Annotated in this window: 15 protein-coding genes; 11 read left to right on the top strand and 4 right to left on the bottom strand. The window is 70.6% G+C overall.

From position 1 onward, the window contains the following. Positions 1-234 precede the first annotated feature (234 nt). Complete coding sequence (locus KY661_RS29480; protein WP_225413391.1) at positions 235-1,875, top strand: bifunctional 3-(3-hydroxy-phenyl)propionate/3-hydroxycinnamic acid hydroxylase; 1,641 nt, start codon at positions 235-237, stop codon at positions 1,873-1,875. 35 nt (positions 1,876-1,910) lie between these two features. Continuing rightward, entirely contained in the window at positions 1,911-2,354 is a 444-nt protein-coding gene (locus KY661_RS29485) for a DofB protein (protein ID WP_225413392.1), read from the top strand. A gap of 4 nt (positions 2,355-2,358) precedes the next feature. On the opposite strand, the gene KY661_RS29490 is transcribed toward KY661_RS29485, so the two are convergent. The 3 genes from KY661_RS29490 to KY661_RS29500 form a co-directional block, all read right to left on the bottom strand. Then, complete coding sequence (locus KY661_RS29490) at positions 2,359-3,381, bottom strand: aldo/keto reductase (protein ID WP_225413393.1); 1,023 nt, start codon at positions 3,379-3,381, stop codon at positions 2,359-2,361. Positions 3,382-3,690: 309 nt separating this feature from the next. Further along, a complete protein-coding gene (locus tag KY661_RS29495; RefSeq protein WP_225413394.1) occupies positions 3,691-4,221 on the bottom strand; it encodes a GNAT family N-acetyltransferase in 531 nt (176 codons plus the stop codon). Positions 4,222-4,242: 21 nt separating this feature from the next. Next, positions 4,243-6,429, bottom strand: coding sequence for a tenascin-X (locus KY661_RS29500; protein ID WP_225413395.1), 2,187 nt, complete (start codon positions 6,427-6,429; stop codon positions 4,243-4,245). A 253-nt stretch (positions 6,430-6,682) separates the two neighbouring features. Between KY661_RS29500 and KY661_RS29505 the strand changes: the two genes are divergently transcribed. The 8 genes from KY661_RS29505 (at position 6,683) to KY661_RS29540 (ending at position 14,037) form a co-directional block, all read left to right on the top strand. Continuing rightward, positions 6,683-6,988, top strand: a complete 306-nt coding sequence (locus KY661_RS29505) for a hypothetical protein (RefSeq protein ID WP_075005901.1) — start codon at positions 6,683-6,685, stop codon at positions 6,986-6,988. A 46-nt stretch (positions 6,989-7,034) separates the two neighbouring features. After that, positions 7,035-7,319, top strand: a complete 285-nt coding sequence (locus KY661_RS29510; protein WP_225413396.1) for a hypothetical protein — start codon at positions 7,035-7,037, stop codon at positions 7,317-7,319. A gap of 286 nt (positions 7,320-7,605) precedes the next feature. Further along, entirely contained in the window at positions 7,606-9,249 is a 1,644-nt protein-coding gene (locus tag KY661_RS29515) for a serine/threonine protein kinase (RefSeq protein ID WP_225413397.1), read from the top strand. Between the two features lie 117 nt (positions 9,250-9,366). Then, a complete protein-coding gene (gene gshB, locus KY661_RS29520) occupies positions 9,367-10,323 on the top strand; it encodes a glutathione synthase (protein WP_075005904.1) in 957 nt (318 codons plus the stop codon). Further along, entirely contained in the window at positions 10,320-11,093 is a 774-nt protein-coding gene (locus tag KY661_RS29525) for a tRNA1(Val) (adenine(37)-N6)-methyltransferase (protein WP_225413398.1), read from the top strand. Before gshB ends, KY661_RS29525 begins: the two co-directional genes overlap by 4 nt. Before the next feature lie 9 nt (positions 11,094-11,102). Continuing rightward, the gene (gene pdxY, locus KY661_RS29530) at positions 11,103-11,960 is read left to right on the top strand and encodes a pyridoxal kinase PdxY (protein WP_225413399.1); all 858 of its coding nucleotides are present in this window, start codon (positions 11,103-11,105) and stop codon (positions 11,958-11,960) included. Positions 11,961-12,067: 107 nt separating this feature from the next. Next, positions 12,068-13,240: a hypothetical protein gene (locus KY661_RS29535; RefSeq protein ID WP_225413400.1), complete on the top strand. Its 1,173-nt coding sequence runs from the start codon at positions 12,068-12,070 to the stop codon at positions 13,238-13,240. A gap of 35 nt (positions 13,241-13,275) precedes the next feature. Next, positions 13,276-14,037: an MBL fold metallo-hydrolase gene (locus tag KY661_RS29540; protein WP_225413401.1), complete on the top strand. Its 762-nt coding sequence runs from the start codon at positions 13,276-13,278 to the stop codon at positions 14,035-14,037. Between the two features lie 12 nt (positions 14,038-14,049). Here the strand turns inward: KY661_RS29540 and soxR are convergent, their stop codons facing one another. Continuing rightward, complete coding sequence (gene soxR / locus KY661_RS29545) at positions 14,050-14,517, bottom strand: redox-sensitive transcriptional activator SoxR (RefSeq protein ID WP_225413402.1); 468 nt, start codon at positions 14,515-14,517, stop codon at positions 14,050-14,052. Between the two features lie 52 nt (positions 14,518-14,569). Here soxR and KY661_RS29550 point away from each other — a divergent pair, with 52 nt between their 5' ends. Next, positions 14,570-15,265 carry a thiamine pyrophosphate-dependent enzyme gene (locus KY661_RS29550; protein ID WP_225413403.1) on the top strand — a complete coding sequence of 232 codons (696 nt, stop codon included), beginning with the start codon at positions 14,570-14,572 and terminating at the stop codon, positions 15,263-15,265.

Below are 15,265 nucleotides of genomic sequence, written 5' to 3' on the forward strand. Positions count from 1 at the left end.
GCCCATCGGGTATCACCCGGTAGCAGTTTCCCCGGCTTCCCGGGGCCTTACGGCCAAGGTCCCCGCCGCCCCCCGCCTTGCCCACGCGCACCGGAAGGGTGCCAGGCGAGCCATCTCCCGGAAGACTCCCACTCAAGGGAGCCGGGGGCGAGGGGCGAAGAATTCTGGACATCCGTTTAGACTTCCGCGCCAGTCCCTGCCCCCGCGGCGGGACGCCCTCTTCCCGGAGATGTGATGTCCGCTGAGACTGTCGACGTAATCATCGTGGGGTGTGGCCCGGTGGGCGCCATCACCGCCAACTACCTGGGACAGGATGGAGTACGGACGCTCATCATCGACCGGGAGCTCTACGCGCATACGCAGCCCCGGGCCTTCTCGTGTGACGACGAGACGCAGCGCAACTTCCAGTCCGCGGGCATGGTGGACGAGCTGGCGGTGAGCCTCTACCACTGCCCCCGGATGGACTACATCGACGGGCAGCGCAACGTGCTCGCCTCGGCGGTGTTCAAGGGGCTGGACTTCGGCCACGGCCACACGGCGCTGGCCTTCTTCAGCCAGCCGCAGCTCGAGGGGGTGCTGCGCCAGGGCCTGCGCCGCTTTCCGCACGTGGAGCTGCGGATGGGGCACGAGGTGGAGTCCTTCACCCAGGATGCCAGCGGCGTCACCGTGCACATGACCGAGCGGCTCACGGGGCGCAAGCGCACCGTGCGCGCCCAGTACCTGCTGGGCTGCGATGGCTCGCACAGCAGCATCCGGGAGATGCTGCAGATTCCCATGAAGGGCACCTCCTACGGCGTGCCGTGGATCACCATCACCGCCACCACGCCCACCCCGGAGCCCATCTACACGTATTACGTGTGCGATCCCGAGCGGCCCGGCTTCGCCACGCGCGGCGCGCTGAATGAGATCCGCATGGACCTGCTGCTGCGCGGCAACGAGCGCACGGAGGTGGTGGAGAAGAAGGAAGTCGTCGAGCGCATCATCGGCTCGTTCATGGACCCCAGCCTGGTGACCATCGTCCGGGCCGCGGTGTTCACCTTCCACAGCAAGGTGGCGCAGCGCTGGCGCGCCGGCCGCGTGTTTCTCCTGGGAGATGCGGCCCACCTGATGCCCCCCTTCCTGGGCCAGGGCATGTGCTCGGGCATCCGCGACGCGGTCAACCTCACCTGGAAGCTGGCCCTGGCGGTGAAGGGCACCGCGGGCGACGCGCTGCTCGATACCTACGAGCGCGAGCGGCGCCCCCACGCGGTGAACATGATCAACGCCACGGTGAAGATGGGGCAGATCTTCCTGTCCCGCTCGAAGTTCGTGGCGGCCCTGCGCAACAAGGTCATGCAGTGGATCTGGCGCAACCCGAAGACGCGCCCCCTCTTGCGTGACTGGAAGGTGAAGCAGCCCATCGTGCTCACCCACGGCTTCATGGCGGGCGGCAAGCACAAGAAGGGCCTGTCCGGGGGCACGTACTTCCCCCAGCCCACGGTGGGGCTCGCGGGCGGCTCCCGGGCCGCGCTGGACACCCTGTTCAGCAACCGCTTCGCCGTGCTGTGCATGGCGGACACGGCCGAGCCGGTGCGGCGCTCGGCCGAGGCCCTGGCGCGGGATCTCAACGGCGTCCTCCTGCGCGTGCTGCCCGCGGCCCGGGCCCACGAGGCCCACAACGGGGACGTGGTGGACGAGGGCGGCCAGCTCTCCGCCTGGTTCTCCCTGCACCAGGCCGACACGGCGGTGGTCCGCCCGGACCGCTTCGTCTACGGCGCCTCGCTGGGCGGTGAAATCGATCAGCTGCGCGCGCAGCTCCGGGAATTCATCCAACCGCTGCCGTCCGAGCGCATCGAGGAGGCCCCCATGCCCTCCCGCATGTCGTCCATCGCATGAGTCCCCGGGCCACGGCAGGGCGAAGGGAAGAGGCCATGGGCACGGCATTCAAGGCAGGCCTCATCGACCGCGTCTTCTTCGCGCGATACGTCCGGCCCCCGGCCCGGGACGATGTCGCCCAGCTCGAAATCCAGCTCGCCGAGGCGCGCGAGCGCCTGGGGCAGCCACTGCTCTACGTGGCCTCCATCGTGGCGACGGTGAAGGTGCCCAACCTAGAGGAGCGCACCCACCTCAACCTGCTGCTGGCCACCGTGCGCAAGTACTCCGAGGTGGTGCACCTGGTCATCGAGGGCTCGGAGCTCCAAAACAGCCTTCAGCGCGTCATCATCTCCGGCATGCTCATCGTCACCCGGACGTATGACGATGGGCTCGCGGTGCACAAGTCCGTCACCGCCACCACGAGCGATCTGTCCGATCGGCTCCACCGCGACGCGGCGCCGCTCATCCAGGAGGCGCGCGACCGGGGCCTCGTGCTCTGAGGCCTCAGGACGGGGGCTTGGGAGAACGGTCCTCGCTCTGACGGGCCACCATCCAGCCCGGGTACTCGGCGGGCAGCGCGGAGGCGGTATTCAGCGCGGCGAGCTGCTCGGCGGTCAGCTTCAGCTTGGGCGTTTCGAGGTTGTCCGCGAGCTGCTCGGGCGTCTTCGCGCCGATGACGATCGACGTCACGTGGGGCTGGTGCAGCAGCCACGCCAGGGCCACGCGCGCCACGGACGTCTGGTGCTGCTGGGCGATGCCATCCATGACGTCGACGACGGTGTAGGCGCGCTCCCGGTCCACGGGCGGGAAGTCGAAGGAGGCCCGCCGGGAGCCCTCGGGGCCTTGCTGCCCGCGGCGGTATTTGCCGCTCAGGAAGCCGCCGGCGAGCGGGCTCCACACCATGAGCCCCACCTGCTGGTCCTTCATGAGCGGCACCAGCTCACGCTCCAGGTCCCGCCCGGCGATGCTGTAGTAGGCCTGGAGCGACTCGAAGCGCGACAGCCCCCGGTGCTCGCTGATGCCCAGCGCCTTCATGAGCTGCCAGGCCGCCAGGTTGGAGGCCCCCAGGTAGCGCACCTTGCCCTGGCGCACGAGATCGTCGAGCGCGCGCAGCGTCTCATCCAGCGGCGTGACGGGATCGACGCCGTGAATCTGGTACAGGTCGATGTAGTCCGTACCCAGCCGCTTCAGGCTCGCGTCCACCGAGTCCAGGATGTGGCCGCGCGACAGGCCCAGCTGGTTGACGCCCGGGCCCACGCGCCCACGCACCTTCGTGGCCAGGATGACGTCCTTGCGCCGCGCGCCCAGCGCCTTGCCGAGCAGCTGCTCGCTGACGCCGTTGGAGTAGATGTCCGCGGTGTCGAAGAAGTTGATGCCCGACTCCAGGCAGCGGCCCACCAGCGTGTCGGCCTCCGCCTGGCCCGAGGTGCCAATCGCCTTCCAGATCCCCTCTCCTCCGAACGTCATCGCTCCAAAGCACAGCTCCGATACGTACAGGCCCGTGCGGCCCAGCAACCGGTAGTTCATGTGGCGTCTCCCCGTCCGTCATTCCAAACGGCACCGATGTAACGCGCGCACTTCCTCCACCGCATGGCCATATGCTGCGGACGTGCGCTTCCTGGGTTGGGATTTGAGCGATCCGTTCGCCCGCCGCCCGAGGCCCGTGGACGTGGCGGTGCCGGGGCCACCTGGCGCCGGATGGCTGTGGAGAAGTTGGGGAGAAAAGGCTCACCCGGACGGCCCCGGAGCGCCTCCACGCCGTGGGCACACCCCTGTGGGTGGATGACGCGGGGGCGCTCCGGGAAGGCCGCATCCTCGATCTCCGGGAGCCCTCCCTCAGCCGGTGACGTGCTCGAAGACGAGCTCCTCCCCGTCCACCTCGTCCCACCGGGAGCCCGTCTGCGTGAAGCCGAGCTTGCGCACCATGGCCAGGGAGGGCGCGTTGCCAGGGCCCACCGAGGCCACGAAGTGGCGGATGCCGTGCTCTTGCTCGGCCCAGGCCATCATCGCGCGCACCGTCTCCCGCGCGTAGCCCTGGCGGCGGTGTTCCGGAAACACCTCGTAGCCCAGCTCCACGGCCCCCCGGGCGTCCGGGGCGCCGTGAAAGTTCACATACCCCACCATGAGGCGCCCGGGCCCGGGCCGCACCAGGGCACGCAGCAGCCAGGGCTGGAGCGATGCGTCCCCCTCCAGGTCCTCCAGGCGCAGGCGCAGCAGGGGCTCATGCGTCCCCGGCCACTCCCGGGGGAGCTCAAAGCCTCCGAGCCTCTCCGCCTGGGCCCGCTCCCCGGCGAGGGACGCGGCCAGGAAGGCCTTCGACAGGGAGACCAACTCCAACCGCTCGGTGGTGAGAACGGGAACCTGCATGGCCCCCAGGATAGCCGTGTCTCACGGCGCCCCGTTCACCGGCAGCTCGTGGTGTCCATGGCCCGGCCCCCCGAAGGTGCCCGGCCAGGGGGCCGCCGTGGGCCTCAGGCCCTTGAGGGGGAAGCGCTGGAAGCGGGCCTGGCTGTAGGCGAACGGCGGATCGCACTGCCCGCACGCGCCCGAGCCATCCATCAACACCAGGCTCTCTGGCCCCAGCTCGAAGAGCTGCTGGAGCGAGCGCGGCTCATAGGACAGCGGACACTGGAAGGCCTCCGAGCCATCCCGCGTCCGCACCCCCACGAGCGTGGGCGTGGTGCCCGCCGAGGCAAAGCCCAGCACCAGCGTCTCCGGGCCCTGCGCGCCCCACGGCAGCGTGTCCGCCAGCCGCACCTCCTTCGAGGTGAAGCGCTGCCCAGAGGGCAGGGCGTACGTCCACAGGGGATCCAACCCCGGCACCGCGTAGCCCTTCAGCTCGGAGGAGGCCGCCTCGCCCCCCTCGGGGTTCACGGTGGTCCCCGCCGGGCTGGGCACCAGCACGTTCCGCGTGGCCACCGCCCGGCCCAGCTCCGCCACCGTGCCCCGCTCCGTGCCATCCTGCGTGCTCAGCGGCGTGGAGGCGTATTCGGGCAGGAGCAGCCCGCGCACCGTGCCCAGCTCGCCCCCCGCCATGGGCAGCATCCGCCGCCAGCGCTCCACGCCATCCGCCGAGTACGCCAGGAGCAGCGTGGGCGCGCCGGCCTCCAGGGGCGCCCCCGTGTTCACCGTCGGGGAGAAGGCCACGAACAAGTCCCCCTCCGTGTTCGACACCAAGCCGAAGGGGTGGGGGTGGTTGCACACGGACAGGAGCGGGTCCTCCAGCAGCTTGCCCGAGACGAGCCCGCCCTTGGCGTCCAGCACCACCAGGAAGTACACCCGGCACTGCGTGTCCTGCTCCGAGTTCGCCGGGTACGCCTCGAAGAGCGCCGCCAGCCGGTCCGGCGCCATCACCGCCAGCCGGGCCATGAACATCGTGGTCGCCTGGGCCGCCAGGTCCGGCCGCGCCGCCGTCAGGGTGAAGGTCCACCGGGGCACGCCCGTGTGCCGCTCCAGCAGGGACACCGTGCCCTGCTGCGGATAGTCCATGCACAGGAGCCGATCGTTCCACAGCATGCAGCGCCGGCCCGTGCCCTGCGCGCTCACCGGAAACTCCCCCGTCGCATCCAAGAGCGGGCTGGAGAAGAAGCCCGACAGCGTCACGCTCCCATCCGGCCACACCATGAAGTCATGCAGGTTCCGGCTCCACTCGGCCGCGTCGTACCGCCAGTCCGGCTCCAGCGCGAGCGCGGCGGGCCGCGCGCAGACGGGGCCCTGGCAGCGGCCCTCCTCCTGGCACGGGGTGCTGGGCGCGCAGACGAAGCCGTCCGGCAGATCCCTCACCACGCACGCCCCCTCCACGCACACGTCCGCCACGTCACACCCGCGCTGGGCACCGCAGAAGGTGCCGTCCACCGCCTTGGCGAGCCCACAGCCCGTGGCCGGATCGCACACGCCCACCTGGCACTGGCCGTCCCCGGGGCAGGGCGGCGCGGGCACGGCGGTGCACCCATCCAGCGGGTTGCACACATCCGTCGTGCAGGCGTTGCCGTCGTCACACACCCGCTCCTGGCCCTGGCACTGGCCCCCCAGGCAGCGGCCGTTCAGCACGCACTCGTTGCCCGGATCGCACTCCGTCCCGTCGTTCAGGGCCACCGCCACGCACCGCTCCGTGGCCACATCGAAGGTGGCGCGGAAGCACGTGCCGGGCGCGGGGCACTCGGGCGGGGGCCGGGCCTCGCCCGAGATCGCCAGCGACACCGTGCCCCCTTCCGGTGAGGTGCCCACGAGCGTGGCGGCGTAGGTGCCCACCGCCCCGGGCGCGAAGCGGATCCGGACCGGGGCCTCCCCCGCGGCCAACCGCTCCGGCAGGCCCTCCACCGTGAAGGGCGCCTCCACCCGCGTCCACGTCACGCTCAGGGGCGAGCGGCCCGCGTTGAGCACCCGCACGGTCTCCTCGCGCGTCTGACCGGCATAGGAGGGGGGGAATGCCACCGAGCCTGCGGACAGCCGCAGCCGGCCCGAGGCGCCCACCAGCGGGGGGTTGTCGCGGCAGCCTGCGCCCGCCACCACGGCCAGGAGCCCCATGAGGAGCAGCGCCTGGGCTGCCCCACCCTGCATCGTCCTGCGTCCCATCCATGAACCTCGTCCGCTGGCCTATAGCCCCCGGCCGCCCCGGGTGCGAGGCAGCACCGGGGGCCCGGCCTCGCATGCCTGTTGGCCAGCCACCGGTCCCCGCCCTGGGACTGTTGCCGGGGTATTTCCCTTCGGTCCCGTACGAAGTCCTGCCTCGGACTGTCATTTCTACCGGCGCCCGACCCACACATTTGCCAAGTGCCCGGAATCCTTGAAGCCGGGGAAGGTACGTTTCTAGCAACAGTGCGCAGCCATGGACAGTGTCGACTCCATTGATTCGCTTGGCTTCGAGCCCCGGCCGCGCGCCTTCACCGTGCTGATTCCGCGGGCCCTTCAGCCCTTCGTGGACCGGTTGCCCCCGGAGACGCGCCAGCACGTGATGGCGGAGCTGTTCCGCCTGGCGGCGCAGACCAGTTGCCGCATCTCCGGCGACAACGGCAGCTTCACCTCGGCGCTGCGCCTGGAGGTGGCCGACTGCCTGGTGCGCGTGGAGATGGACGTCGCGCGCTCGCGGCTGATGCTCACCCAGCTCGTCTGGCAGAAGAAATTCCGGTCCTGACCGGTTCTTCACCGTTGTTCCGTTCCATCCCTCTCTCGAACGACTCATGCAGCGAGCCGCCGGCTACACAGAATCCGGAAGACTGACCCAGCTCATCGAGCAGCTTCGGGAGCGGCTGGGGGCCGGACTGCTACAGGTCGACTTCACCCAGGAGCTGGAGGCGGTGCTCGCCCGGCTCTTGATGCGCAACCAGCGGCTTCGGGTGCTGCAGCGGATGACGCGCAACTGCGTCTCCCTGGAGAGCGCCGCCGCGATCCGCACCGTCATCGAACAGCTCGACGCACAGCTGCTGCAGGAGCTGCCCCCCTTGCTGGAGCGGCTGGAGCAGTAGCACGCCTGAGCGCTCCTGCTGCTTCCTCTAGAAGGTAATAGAAGAGAGGATCTAAGTAGTAGCGACAGTAGGCAGCTCAGACTTGGGGAAAAGTCTGTAAGCGCCCGAAGGGATTGAAGAATCCCGGAAATGCTACATGTGGGCAAGTTGGCGGTTTCCCCCGGGCATCCACACCCCCCCCTGTTCCCCCGGGGTTTTCCACAGGCATCCCCGTCTCCTCCACAGGCCATCCACAGGTATCCTGGGGGACAAGGCCCCAGCGGAAGACAGGGCTGTAGGAAAGTCCATGGACCTCTACCGGGGCGAGCAGATTGGGAAGTACGAGGTCATCACCCGGCTGTCGGTGGGCGGCATGGCGGAGCTCTTCCTGGGCTTCACCTCGGGCCCGGGAGGCTTCCGCAAGTACGTGGCCCTCAAGCGCATCCTCCCGGACGTGCGCAGCAACGAGCAGTTCGAGCGCATGTTCCTGGACGAGGCGCGCATCACCGCGGCCTTCAACCACCCGAACATCGCCCAGGTGTACGAGCTGGGGCAGGAGGACGACGGCCTCTTTCTGGCCATGGAGTTCGTCGCCGGCCAGAATCTGGATCAGGTCACCGACGCCTGCCTCCGCCGCAAGCAGCCCCTGCCCCTGGGCATGAGCCTGGCGGTGGGCCGGGACGTGTGTCTGGCGCTGCACTATGCGCATTCGTTCACCGGGCCCTCGGGCCGCCCCAGCCCCGTCATCCACCGGGACGTCGCCCAGAAGAACATCATGGTGACGTACGACGGGGTGGTGAAGCTGCTGGACTTCGGCATCGCCAAGGCGCGCGGCAGCCTGGAGCGCACGCACGTGGGCACGGTGAAGGGCACCGCCGGGTACATGTCCCCCGAGCAGGTGCGCGGCGATCCGCTGGATGGGCGCAGTGACGTGTTCAGCCTGGGCGTGGTGCTCTGGGAGCTCGTCACCGGGCAGCGCCTGTTCGCGGGCGAGACCGAGCGCGACGAGATGCTGAACATCCTGGAGGCGCCCATCCCCTCCCCGCGCCAGCGCGCCAGCCACGTGTCCGAGGACGTGTCCGCCGTCATCCTCAAGGCGCTGGAGCGCAACGCGGGTGACCGCTGGCAGAGTGGCCGGGACATGGCGCGGGCGCTGGAGGATGCCGCCGGGCGGATGATGTTCGATCTCGAGCGGCGCGCGGCGCTCATGCGCTCGCTGTTCCAGGCGAAGATGGCCTCGACGCAGGCCCTGCTGGACAGCGCGGATATGAGCAAGGCGCCCGCGCCCTCCGGGCCGGAGCCCGCCGTCATCGTCTCCCCGGACGTGGCCGAGCCCGAGGAGTGGGATCGCACCCCCACCCGGAACCCCGCGGACGAGGAGCTGGAGGCGCAGGCCGCGGCCCTGAGCGCCCGGGCCACCGCGATGCCCGAGGATGCCGCCGCGAGGGATGCCACCCGGGGGCCGTGGGCCTTGCTGCTGCTCGTCTTGGTGGTGGCCGGAGGCCTGCTCGTCTGGAAGCTCGTGCCCGCGCTGGATGAGGACGTGGAGCCCGAGCCCACCGTGCCCGCGTATGTGGACCCGCGGCTCAGGCAGTTCCCCGAGCCGGGGCAGCCCCCCGTGCTGCCCGTGCCCGACGCGGGGACGGCGGCGGCCGGGAGCGGAGAGGCGCCGGAGCCGGAGGCCCCGCCCAAGGAGGGCGGCAAGTCCTCGCGCAACCGGAAGTCCACGAAAGAGGGCCGGCTGACGCTCATCATCAAGCCCGAGGCCGAGGTTTTCCTGGGCTCGAAGTCGCTGGGCTTCACGCCGCTGCGCAACAAGCTCCTGCCCAAGGGCACGAAGTCGCTGCGCATCGTGGGCCCGGACGGAAAGCACCGGGAGCTCCAGGTCTCCATCCCGGCGGGCGAGACCCTCGAGAGGGCGCTGTTGCTCAGTGACATTCCCGAGCGCTGACGGGGCGGAGGCGCAGGTGGCGCTGGACGGGAGGGGCCGGCTCTGGCCTTCTGCACCCTGTTCACCCCCTGCGTGCCCTGGAGGTTCAGGGCCCCCACCTGGATACGGTCTCTCGCCATGGCACCGCTCACCCTTGGCTTCCTCATGGACCCGCTGGAGCACGTGCGGGTGGACCATGACTCCACGTTCGCGATGATGGTGGAGGCGCACCGCCGGGGGCACCGGGTGCGCTACTTCGAGCAGGGCTGGCTGCGCTTCAGCGGCCGGTGCGCCGAGGCGCGCATGCGCACGGTGGCCGTGCGGGCCGAGGCGGGCCGGCACTTCGAGGTGCTGGAGGAGGCGGTGCACCCCATCTCCAGCCTGGATGTGCTGTTCCTGCGCAAGGATCCGCCCGTGGACGTGGACTTCCTGCACGCCACGCAGCTCGTGGAGCTGTGCGCGGGCAAGTCCCCGGTCTACATCAACAGCCCCTCGGCGCTGCGCGAGGCGAACGAGAAGCTCTTCACGCTGCACTTCCCGGACCTGATGCCCGAGACGTTCGTCGCCCGGGAGCTGCAGGCGCTGGCGGACTTCATCACCCGGCACCCCGGGGGGACGATCCTCAAGCCCATCGACGGCTTCGGGGGCAAGGGCATCGTCTTCCTGGGACAGCAGGACCGCAACATGCGCTCCATGCTGGAGCTGCTCACGCGCGGAGGCCAGGAGGCCATCATGGCCCAGGCCTACGTGCCGCAGGCGCGGCTGGGCGACAAGCGCATCATCCTGGTGAACGGCGAGCCCCTGGGCGCGGTGCTCCGGGTGCCCTCGGACGATGACCACCGGGGGAACATGGCCGCGGGGGGCAAGCCGGTGAAGACGCAGCTCACCGCGCGCGAGAAGGAGATCTGCGCCCGGCTCAAGCCCGTGCTCCTGGAGCGGGGGCTGTACCTGGTGGGCATCGACGTGCTGGGCGACTACCTCACGGAGGTGAACGTGACGAGCCCCACGGGGCTGGTGGAGATCGACCGGCTGGATGGCGTGAGCATCGAGTCCCACGTCATCGATCTCGCGGAGCGCCTGGCCGCGAACCGGTGAGCCCCCTGCCGCCGGACGCCCCCGGCCCGGACGAGACGCTGGATGCCATCGGCACCTCGGGCGTCCAGGTGCTGCAGCGCCGCGAGGGGTACCGCTTCAACCTGGACGCGGTGCTGCTCGCCCACTTCGCCGCCACGGAGGGCGCGCGCCAGGGGCGCGTGCTGGAGCTGGGCGCGGGCAGTGGCGTGGTGTCCTTCCTGCTCGCCCGGCAGTTCCACCGGGGCCCGGTGGATGCTCTGGAACTGCAGCCCGCGGTGCACGCGCGGCTGGCGCGGGGCGTGGGGCTCAACGGCCTGGAGGGCCAGGTCCACCCGGTGCTCGGGGACTTGCGCGAGGCCCGGACGCTGCTGCCCCCGGGGGGCCATGCCTTGGTGGTCTCCAATCCCCCGTTCCGCCGCGCGGGCGCGGGCATGCGCAGCCCGGACCCCGAGCGGGCCCTGTCCAAGGAGGAGCTGGCGTGTGACGCGGCGGCGGTGGTGGCGGCGGCACGCCATGCCCTGGCGCCGGGGGGCGGGGTGAGCCTGGTGTACCCGGCGGCACGGCTGACGGAAGTGCTGGGGCTGCTCACGGCGGCGCGGCTGTTTCCCCGGGCGCTGCGCCTCGTGCACGCGCGGGTGGAGGCGCCCGCGACGCGCTTTCTCGTGCACGCGCTGAGGGATCAGGACCGGGGGCTGGAGGTGCGCCCGCCGCTCATCGTCCACGGCGAGGGGCCCGGCGGGTACGGGCCCGAGGTGGCCGCGCTGATGGACCCGCCCCGGACGGCTTGCTAGGGAGGGGCCGTGGCGATCCTCTCCATCCAGTCCCATGTGGCCTACGGGTACGTCGGTAACCGGTCCGCGGCCTTCCCCCTTCAGCGCCTGGGCCATGACGTGTGGCTGGTGAACACGGTGCAGTTCAGCAACCACTCGGGCTACGGCCAGTGGCGGGGCCAGGTGTTCGAGGCGGCCCACGTGGCGGACGTCGTCGCGGGCATCGCCGACCGCGGGGTGATGGCGCAGTGCCAGGCGGTGCTGTCCGGGTACATGGGCGATGCGGCCACCGGGGCGGTGATTCTGGACGCGGTGGCCCAGGTGCGCGCGGCCAACCCCCGGGCCCTGTACTGCTGCGACCCCGTCATCGGCGACGTGGGCCGGGGCGTCTTCGTGCGGCCGGGGATTCCGGAATTCATGCGGGAGCGGGCGGTGCCCGCCGCGGACATCACCACCCCCAACCAGTTCGAGCTGGAGTACCTGACCGGGCGCACGGTGCGCACGCTGGAGGACGCGCTGGAGGCCACGGCGGCGCTGCGCGCGCTGGGCCCGAAGGTGGTGCTGGTGACCAGCCTTCAACCCGAGGGCGCCACGTCCGGCACCGTGCAGATGCTGGCGGCCACCGCGGAGGGCGCCTGGCGGGTGACAACGCCGCTCCTGCCCATCCAGCCGCCGCCCAACGGCGCGGGGGATGCGGTCGCGGCGCTCTTCCTCGCACACCGGCTGAGCGGGCGCCCGGCGGCGGCGGCGCTCGGGGAGACGGCCGCCTCCATCTTCGGCATCTTCACGGCGACGCAGGCGGCGGGCTCCCGGGAGTTGCAGCTCATCTCCGCGCAGGAGGAACTGGTGGCGCCCCGCCGCCGCTTCGCGGTGGAACAGGTGGCCTGAGCCCCGGAAGCCTGGAGGGCGCCCGGCCCCCCACGGGGCGTGCTGGTGGAATGGCGGAATCGTGGGCAGGATGAGCCTCGCTGCCTCGCCTGCACGAGGACATCGCCATGGCCCAGCCTCCCTTTCCGCCACCGGAACACCCGCTCCAGAAACACCTGCGCCGCATGCTGGAAGCCCTCGCCGAGGGCGAGCGGCGCCACAACGAGCGGATGCGGCAGTGGGAGCGGCTGGGCGACAAGAACTGGGAGCGGTGGTCGCAGCAGCGGGCGCAGGGCTGGGAAGCCTGGGCGGAGAAGCACGCGGCGGGCGTGGAGAAGTGGGCGCAGGAGCAGCTCAAGGACGTGGAGAAGAAGTGGTCGGCGAAGGTGAACGCCGGGTCCTTCGACACGCAGAGCAAGCGGGAGCGCCGCCGGGAATTGAAGCGGCTGCGGCGGGAGCAGCGGCGCCAGCGGGAGCGGGACCGGAAGCGCCAGCGGCAGCTCCAGGAAGCCAACCCCGTGGTGGGGTGGTTCTTCGCGGTGGCGGCGCTGGTGATGGCCGGGGCGGCCTTCACGTCCGAGCAATGGGGGCTGCTCTTCGCGGCGTTCGGCCTGGCCTGGTGCTCGGCGAGCACCCTGGGCCGCGTCCGGGAGCGCGAGCTCGCCCAGGGCGCGGCGGCCAAGGCCCTGCCCCAGGAAGTCCCCCCCGAGGCGCGCCCGGTGCCCACCCAGGAAGCCTCCCCCGCGAAGACCGAGGATCCCCGCACGGCGCGGGTGAACGCCCTGTGCGACAAGCTCCTGGCGGAGCTGCGCTCGGGGCCAGGGGTGCTGCGGGACGTGGTGCACCAGCCCGAGCAGACGGTGGAGGGGCTGCGCAAGAGCTGCCACGAATTGGTGCGCCGCGAGACGGAGCTGCGCGCGCTGAACTCCCCGGAGGATGAGCGCCGGCTGGAGCAGGAGCGCGCGGGGCTGGCGGCGCGGGTGGCCTCCGAGCAGGACGCGGTGGTGAAGGAGCGGCTGGAGAAGGCGCTGCGGCTGGTGGACGAGCAGCGCAAGCAGCGGGCGGAGCTGGCCACCTCGGCCTCGCGGCTGGAGGCCGAGCACACGCGGATGTACTACACGCTGGAGCACCTCTACACGCAGGTGTTGCGGGTGCGCTCGGCGGACGTGGCGGGCGCGGACGTGGCGAGCGCGAGCCTGCGCCAGAGCGTGGAGCAGCTGGGCCTGGAGATGGACGCCGTGGCCGAGGCCCTGGAGGAAGCCCACGGCGATGCCCCCCGCTCGCGCGTGCCGGTGCGGTAGTCACGGCAGGATTGGCGAAAGGAAGAGAGGAACAGATGAGACAGACACGGATGCTCATGGCCGCCGCGGCGGCGCTCACGGTGGGGCTGTTCGCGTGCTCCGACGACAAAGAGGAACAGGCCCCCTTCTCCGGGGATGTCATCTCCACCTCGCGGGGAAATCTGACCCTCCGCCCGGTGAACCACGCCAGCTTCGTCATGTATTGGGCGAGCAAGACGCTCTACGTCGATCCCGTGGGTGAGGCCTCGCTGTATGAGGGCCTTCCGCGGCCGGATGCCGTCTTCGTGACCGACATTCACGGCGATCACCTGAGCGCGAACACGCTGACGGCCCTGGTGCAGGAGGGGACGGTCATCGTGGCGCCCCAGGCGGTGAAGGATGCCCTGCCCGCTGAACTCCAGGCGAAGGTGCAGGTGCTGGCGAATGGCGGAACGCTGAAGGTGGCGGACGTCTCCACCGAGGCCATTCCCATGTACAACCTCACGCCCGAGCGCCTTCAGTTCCACGCGAAGGGCCGGGGCAATGGATACCTGCTGACGTTCGGGGCAACGCGCGTCTACATCGCGGGCGACACGGAGGACATCCCCGAGATGCGGGCGCTGAGGAATATCGACGTGGCGTTCATCCCGATGAATCTGCCGTACACCATGACGGTGCAGCAGGCGGCGGACGCGGTGCGCGAGTTCAAGCCCAAGGTGGTTTATCCCTATCACTTCCGGGAGAGCGACCTGGCCGAGTTCACCCGGCTGGTGGGCACGGACGTGGGCGTCGAAGTGCGCGTGCGCGACTGGTATTGAAACCCAGGTCCCCTACTTGGGGGGCGGCTTGGACGCCTCCCCCATCAGGTAGCGGGCCCCCGGGCCGCCGAGCGCCGCGGCGTCTCCCGGGTTGTAGAGGTGGCAGTTCTTCAGGGACAGGCACCCGCAGCCGATGCAGGAGCTGAGCTTGTCCCGCAGCCGCTCGAGCTGCGCGATGCGCTCGTCCAACCGGTGGCGCCAGGCCCGGGAGAGCTGCTCCCAGTCGGCCTGGTTCGGCGTGCGTGAGCCAGGCAGTGAGGCCAGCGCTTCCCGGATTTCCTCCAATGTCAGCCCGAGCTGCTGCGCTGCCCGGATGAAGGCCACCCGCCGCAGCTCGCTGCGGGGGAAGCGGCGCTGGTTGCCCCCTGTCCGCTCCGCGTGGAGCAGGCCTTCGCTCTCGTAGAACCGGATCGCCGAGGCGGTCATGCCGCTCCGGGCCGCCAGCTCGCCCACCGTGAGCATCGCGGGAAGTGTCGTCATGCCTCGAATATGGGTTGACTTGAAGTTCACTTCAACTTGCATGTTGAGGGGCATGACACTTTCAACACCGTCTCTGCCCTACGGGGAGCTTGGCCGGTTGTTGTCGCTGATGACCGGTGACGAGAAACATGCCCCCAGTGCCACCTCCACCCTGGATGTGCTCTGGGTGCTCTACGACCAGGTGCTCCGGGTCTCCCCCACCTCCTTGGAGGACCCCGAGCGGGACCGCTTCGTCCTCTCCAAGGGACACGGGCCCATGGCGTATTACGCCGTGCTGGCCGCCAAGGGCTTCGTGCCCCTCGCGGAGCTGAAACGCTTTGGCGCCTATGACGCGCTGCTCGGACACCACCCGGACCGGGTGCTGGTGCCCGGCGTGGAGGTGGGCAGTGGCTCGCTGGGCCACGGGCTGCCCATCGCCGTGGGCATGGCGCTCGGCCTGCGCATCCAGGAGCGCTTCCGGCCCCGGGTGGCCGTGCTGCTGGGAGACGCGGAGCTGGACGAGGGCAGCAACCACGAGGCGATCGCCGTCGCGGGACGCCTGGGCCTGGACTCGCTCACCGCCATCGTCATCGACAACCAGTCGGCCTCCCATGGGTGGCCCGGGGGCATCGCCGCCCGCTTCAGCGCCGAGGGCTGGCATGCGCAGACGGTGAGCGGCAGGGACCATGACGCCCTCGCCCGCGCCTTGACCCTTCCCCGCGACGGCCGCCCCCAGGCCGTCGTCGCCACCGTCGAACCGAAAAGGTGA

Origin of the sequence: Allostigmatella hybrida, from assembly GCF_020103775.1 — a bacterium.
In the GTDB taxonomy this organism is placed as follows: Bacteria; Myxococcota; Myxococcia; order Myxococcales; family Myxococcaceae; genus Hyalangium; species Hyalangium aurantiaca.

What these genes read in the sequence shown, in the direction of transcription:
- KY661_RS29480 (WP_225413391.1), top strand. Translation starts at nt 235, where the DNA reads ATGTCCGCTGAGACTGTCGACGTAATCATCGTGGGGTGTGGCCCGGTG.
- KY661_RS29485 (WP_225413392.1), top strand. Translation starts at nt 1,911, where the DNA reads ATGGGCACGGCATTCAAGGCAGGCCTCATCGACCGCGTCTTCTTCGCG.
- KY661_RS29490 (WP_225413393.1), bottom strand. Translation starts at nt 3,381, where the DNA reads ATGAACTACCGGTTGCTGGGCCGCACGGGCCTGTACGTATCGGAGCTG.
- KY661_RS29495 (WP_225413394.1), bottom strand. Translation starts at nt 4,221, where the DNA reads ATGCAGGTTCCCGTTCTCACCACCGAGCGGTTGGAGTTGGTCTCCCTG.
- KY661_RS29500 (WP_225413395.1), bottom strand. Translation starts at nt 6,429, where the DNA reads ATGGGACGCAGGACGATGCAGGGTGGGGCAGCCCAGGCGCTGCTCCTC.
- KY661_RS29505 (WP_075005901.1), top strand. Translation starts at nt 6,683, where the DNA reads ATGGACAGTGTCGACTCCATTGATTCGCTTGGCTTCGAGCCCCGGCCG.
- KY661_RS29510 (WP_225413396.1), top strand. Translation starts at nt 7,035, where the DNA reads ATGCAGCGAGCCGCCGGCTACACAGAATCCGGAAGACTGACCCAGCTC.
- KY661_RS29515 (WP_225413397.1), top strand. Translation starts at nt 7,606, where the DNA reads ATGGACCTCTACCGGGGCGAGCAGATTGGGAAGTACGAGGTCATCACC.
- gshB (WP_075005904.1), top strand. Translation starts at nt 9,367, where the DNA reads ATGGCACCGCTCACCCTTGGCTTCCTCATGGACCCGCTGGAGCACGTG.
- KY661_RS29535 (WP_225413400.1), top strand. Translation starts at nt 12,068, where the DNA reads ATGGCCCAGCCTCCCTTTCCGCCACCGGAACACCCGCTCCAGAAACAC.
- KY661_RS29540 (WP_225413401.1), top strand. Translation starts at nt 13,276, where the DNA reads ATGAGACAGACACGGATGCTCATGGCCGCCGCGGCGGCGCTCACGGTG.
- soxR (WP_225413402.1), bottom strand. Translation starts at nt 14,517, where the DNA reads ATGACGACACTTCCCGCGATGCTCACGGTGGGCGAGCTGGCGGCCCGG.
- KY661_RS29550 (WP_225413403.1), top strand. Translation starts at nt 14,570, where the DNA reads ATGACACTTTCAACACCGTCTCTGCCCTACGGGGAGCTTGGCCGGTTG.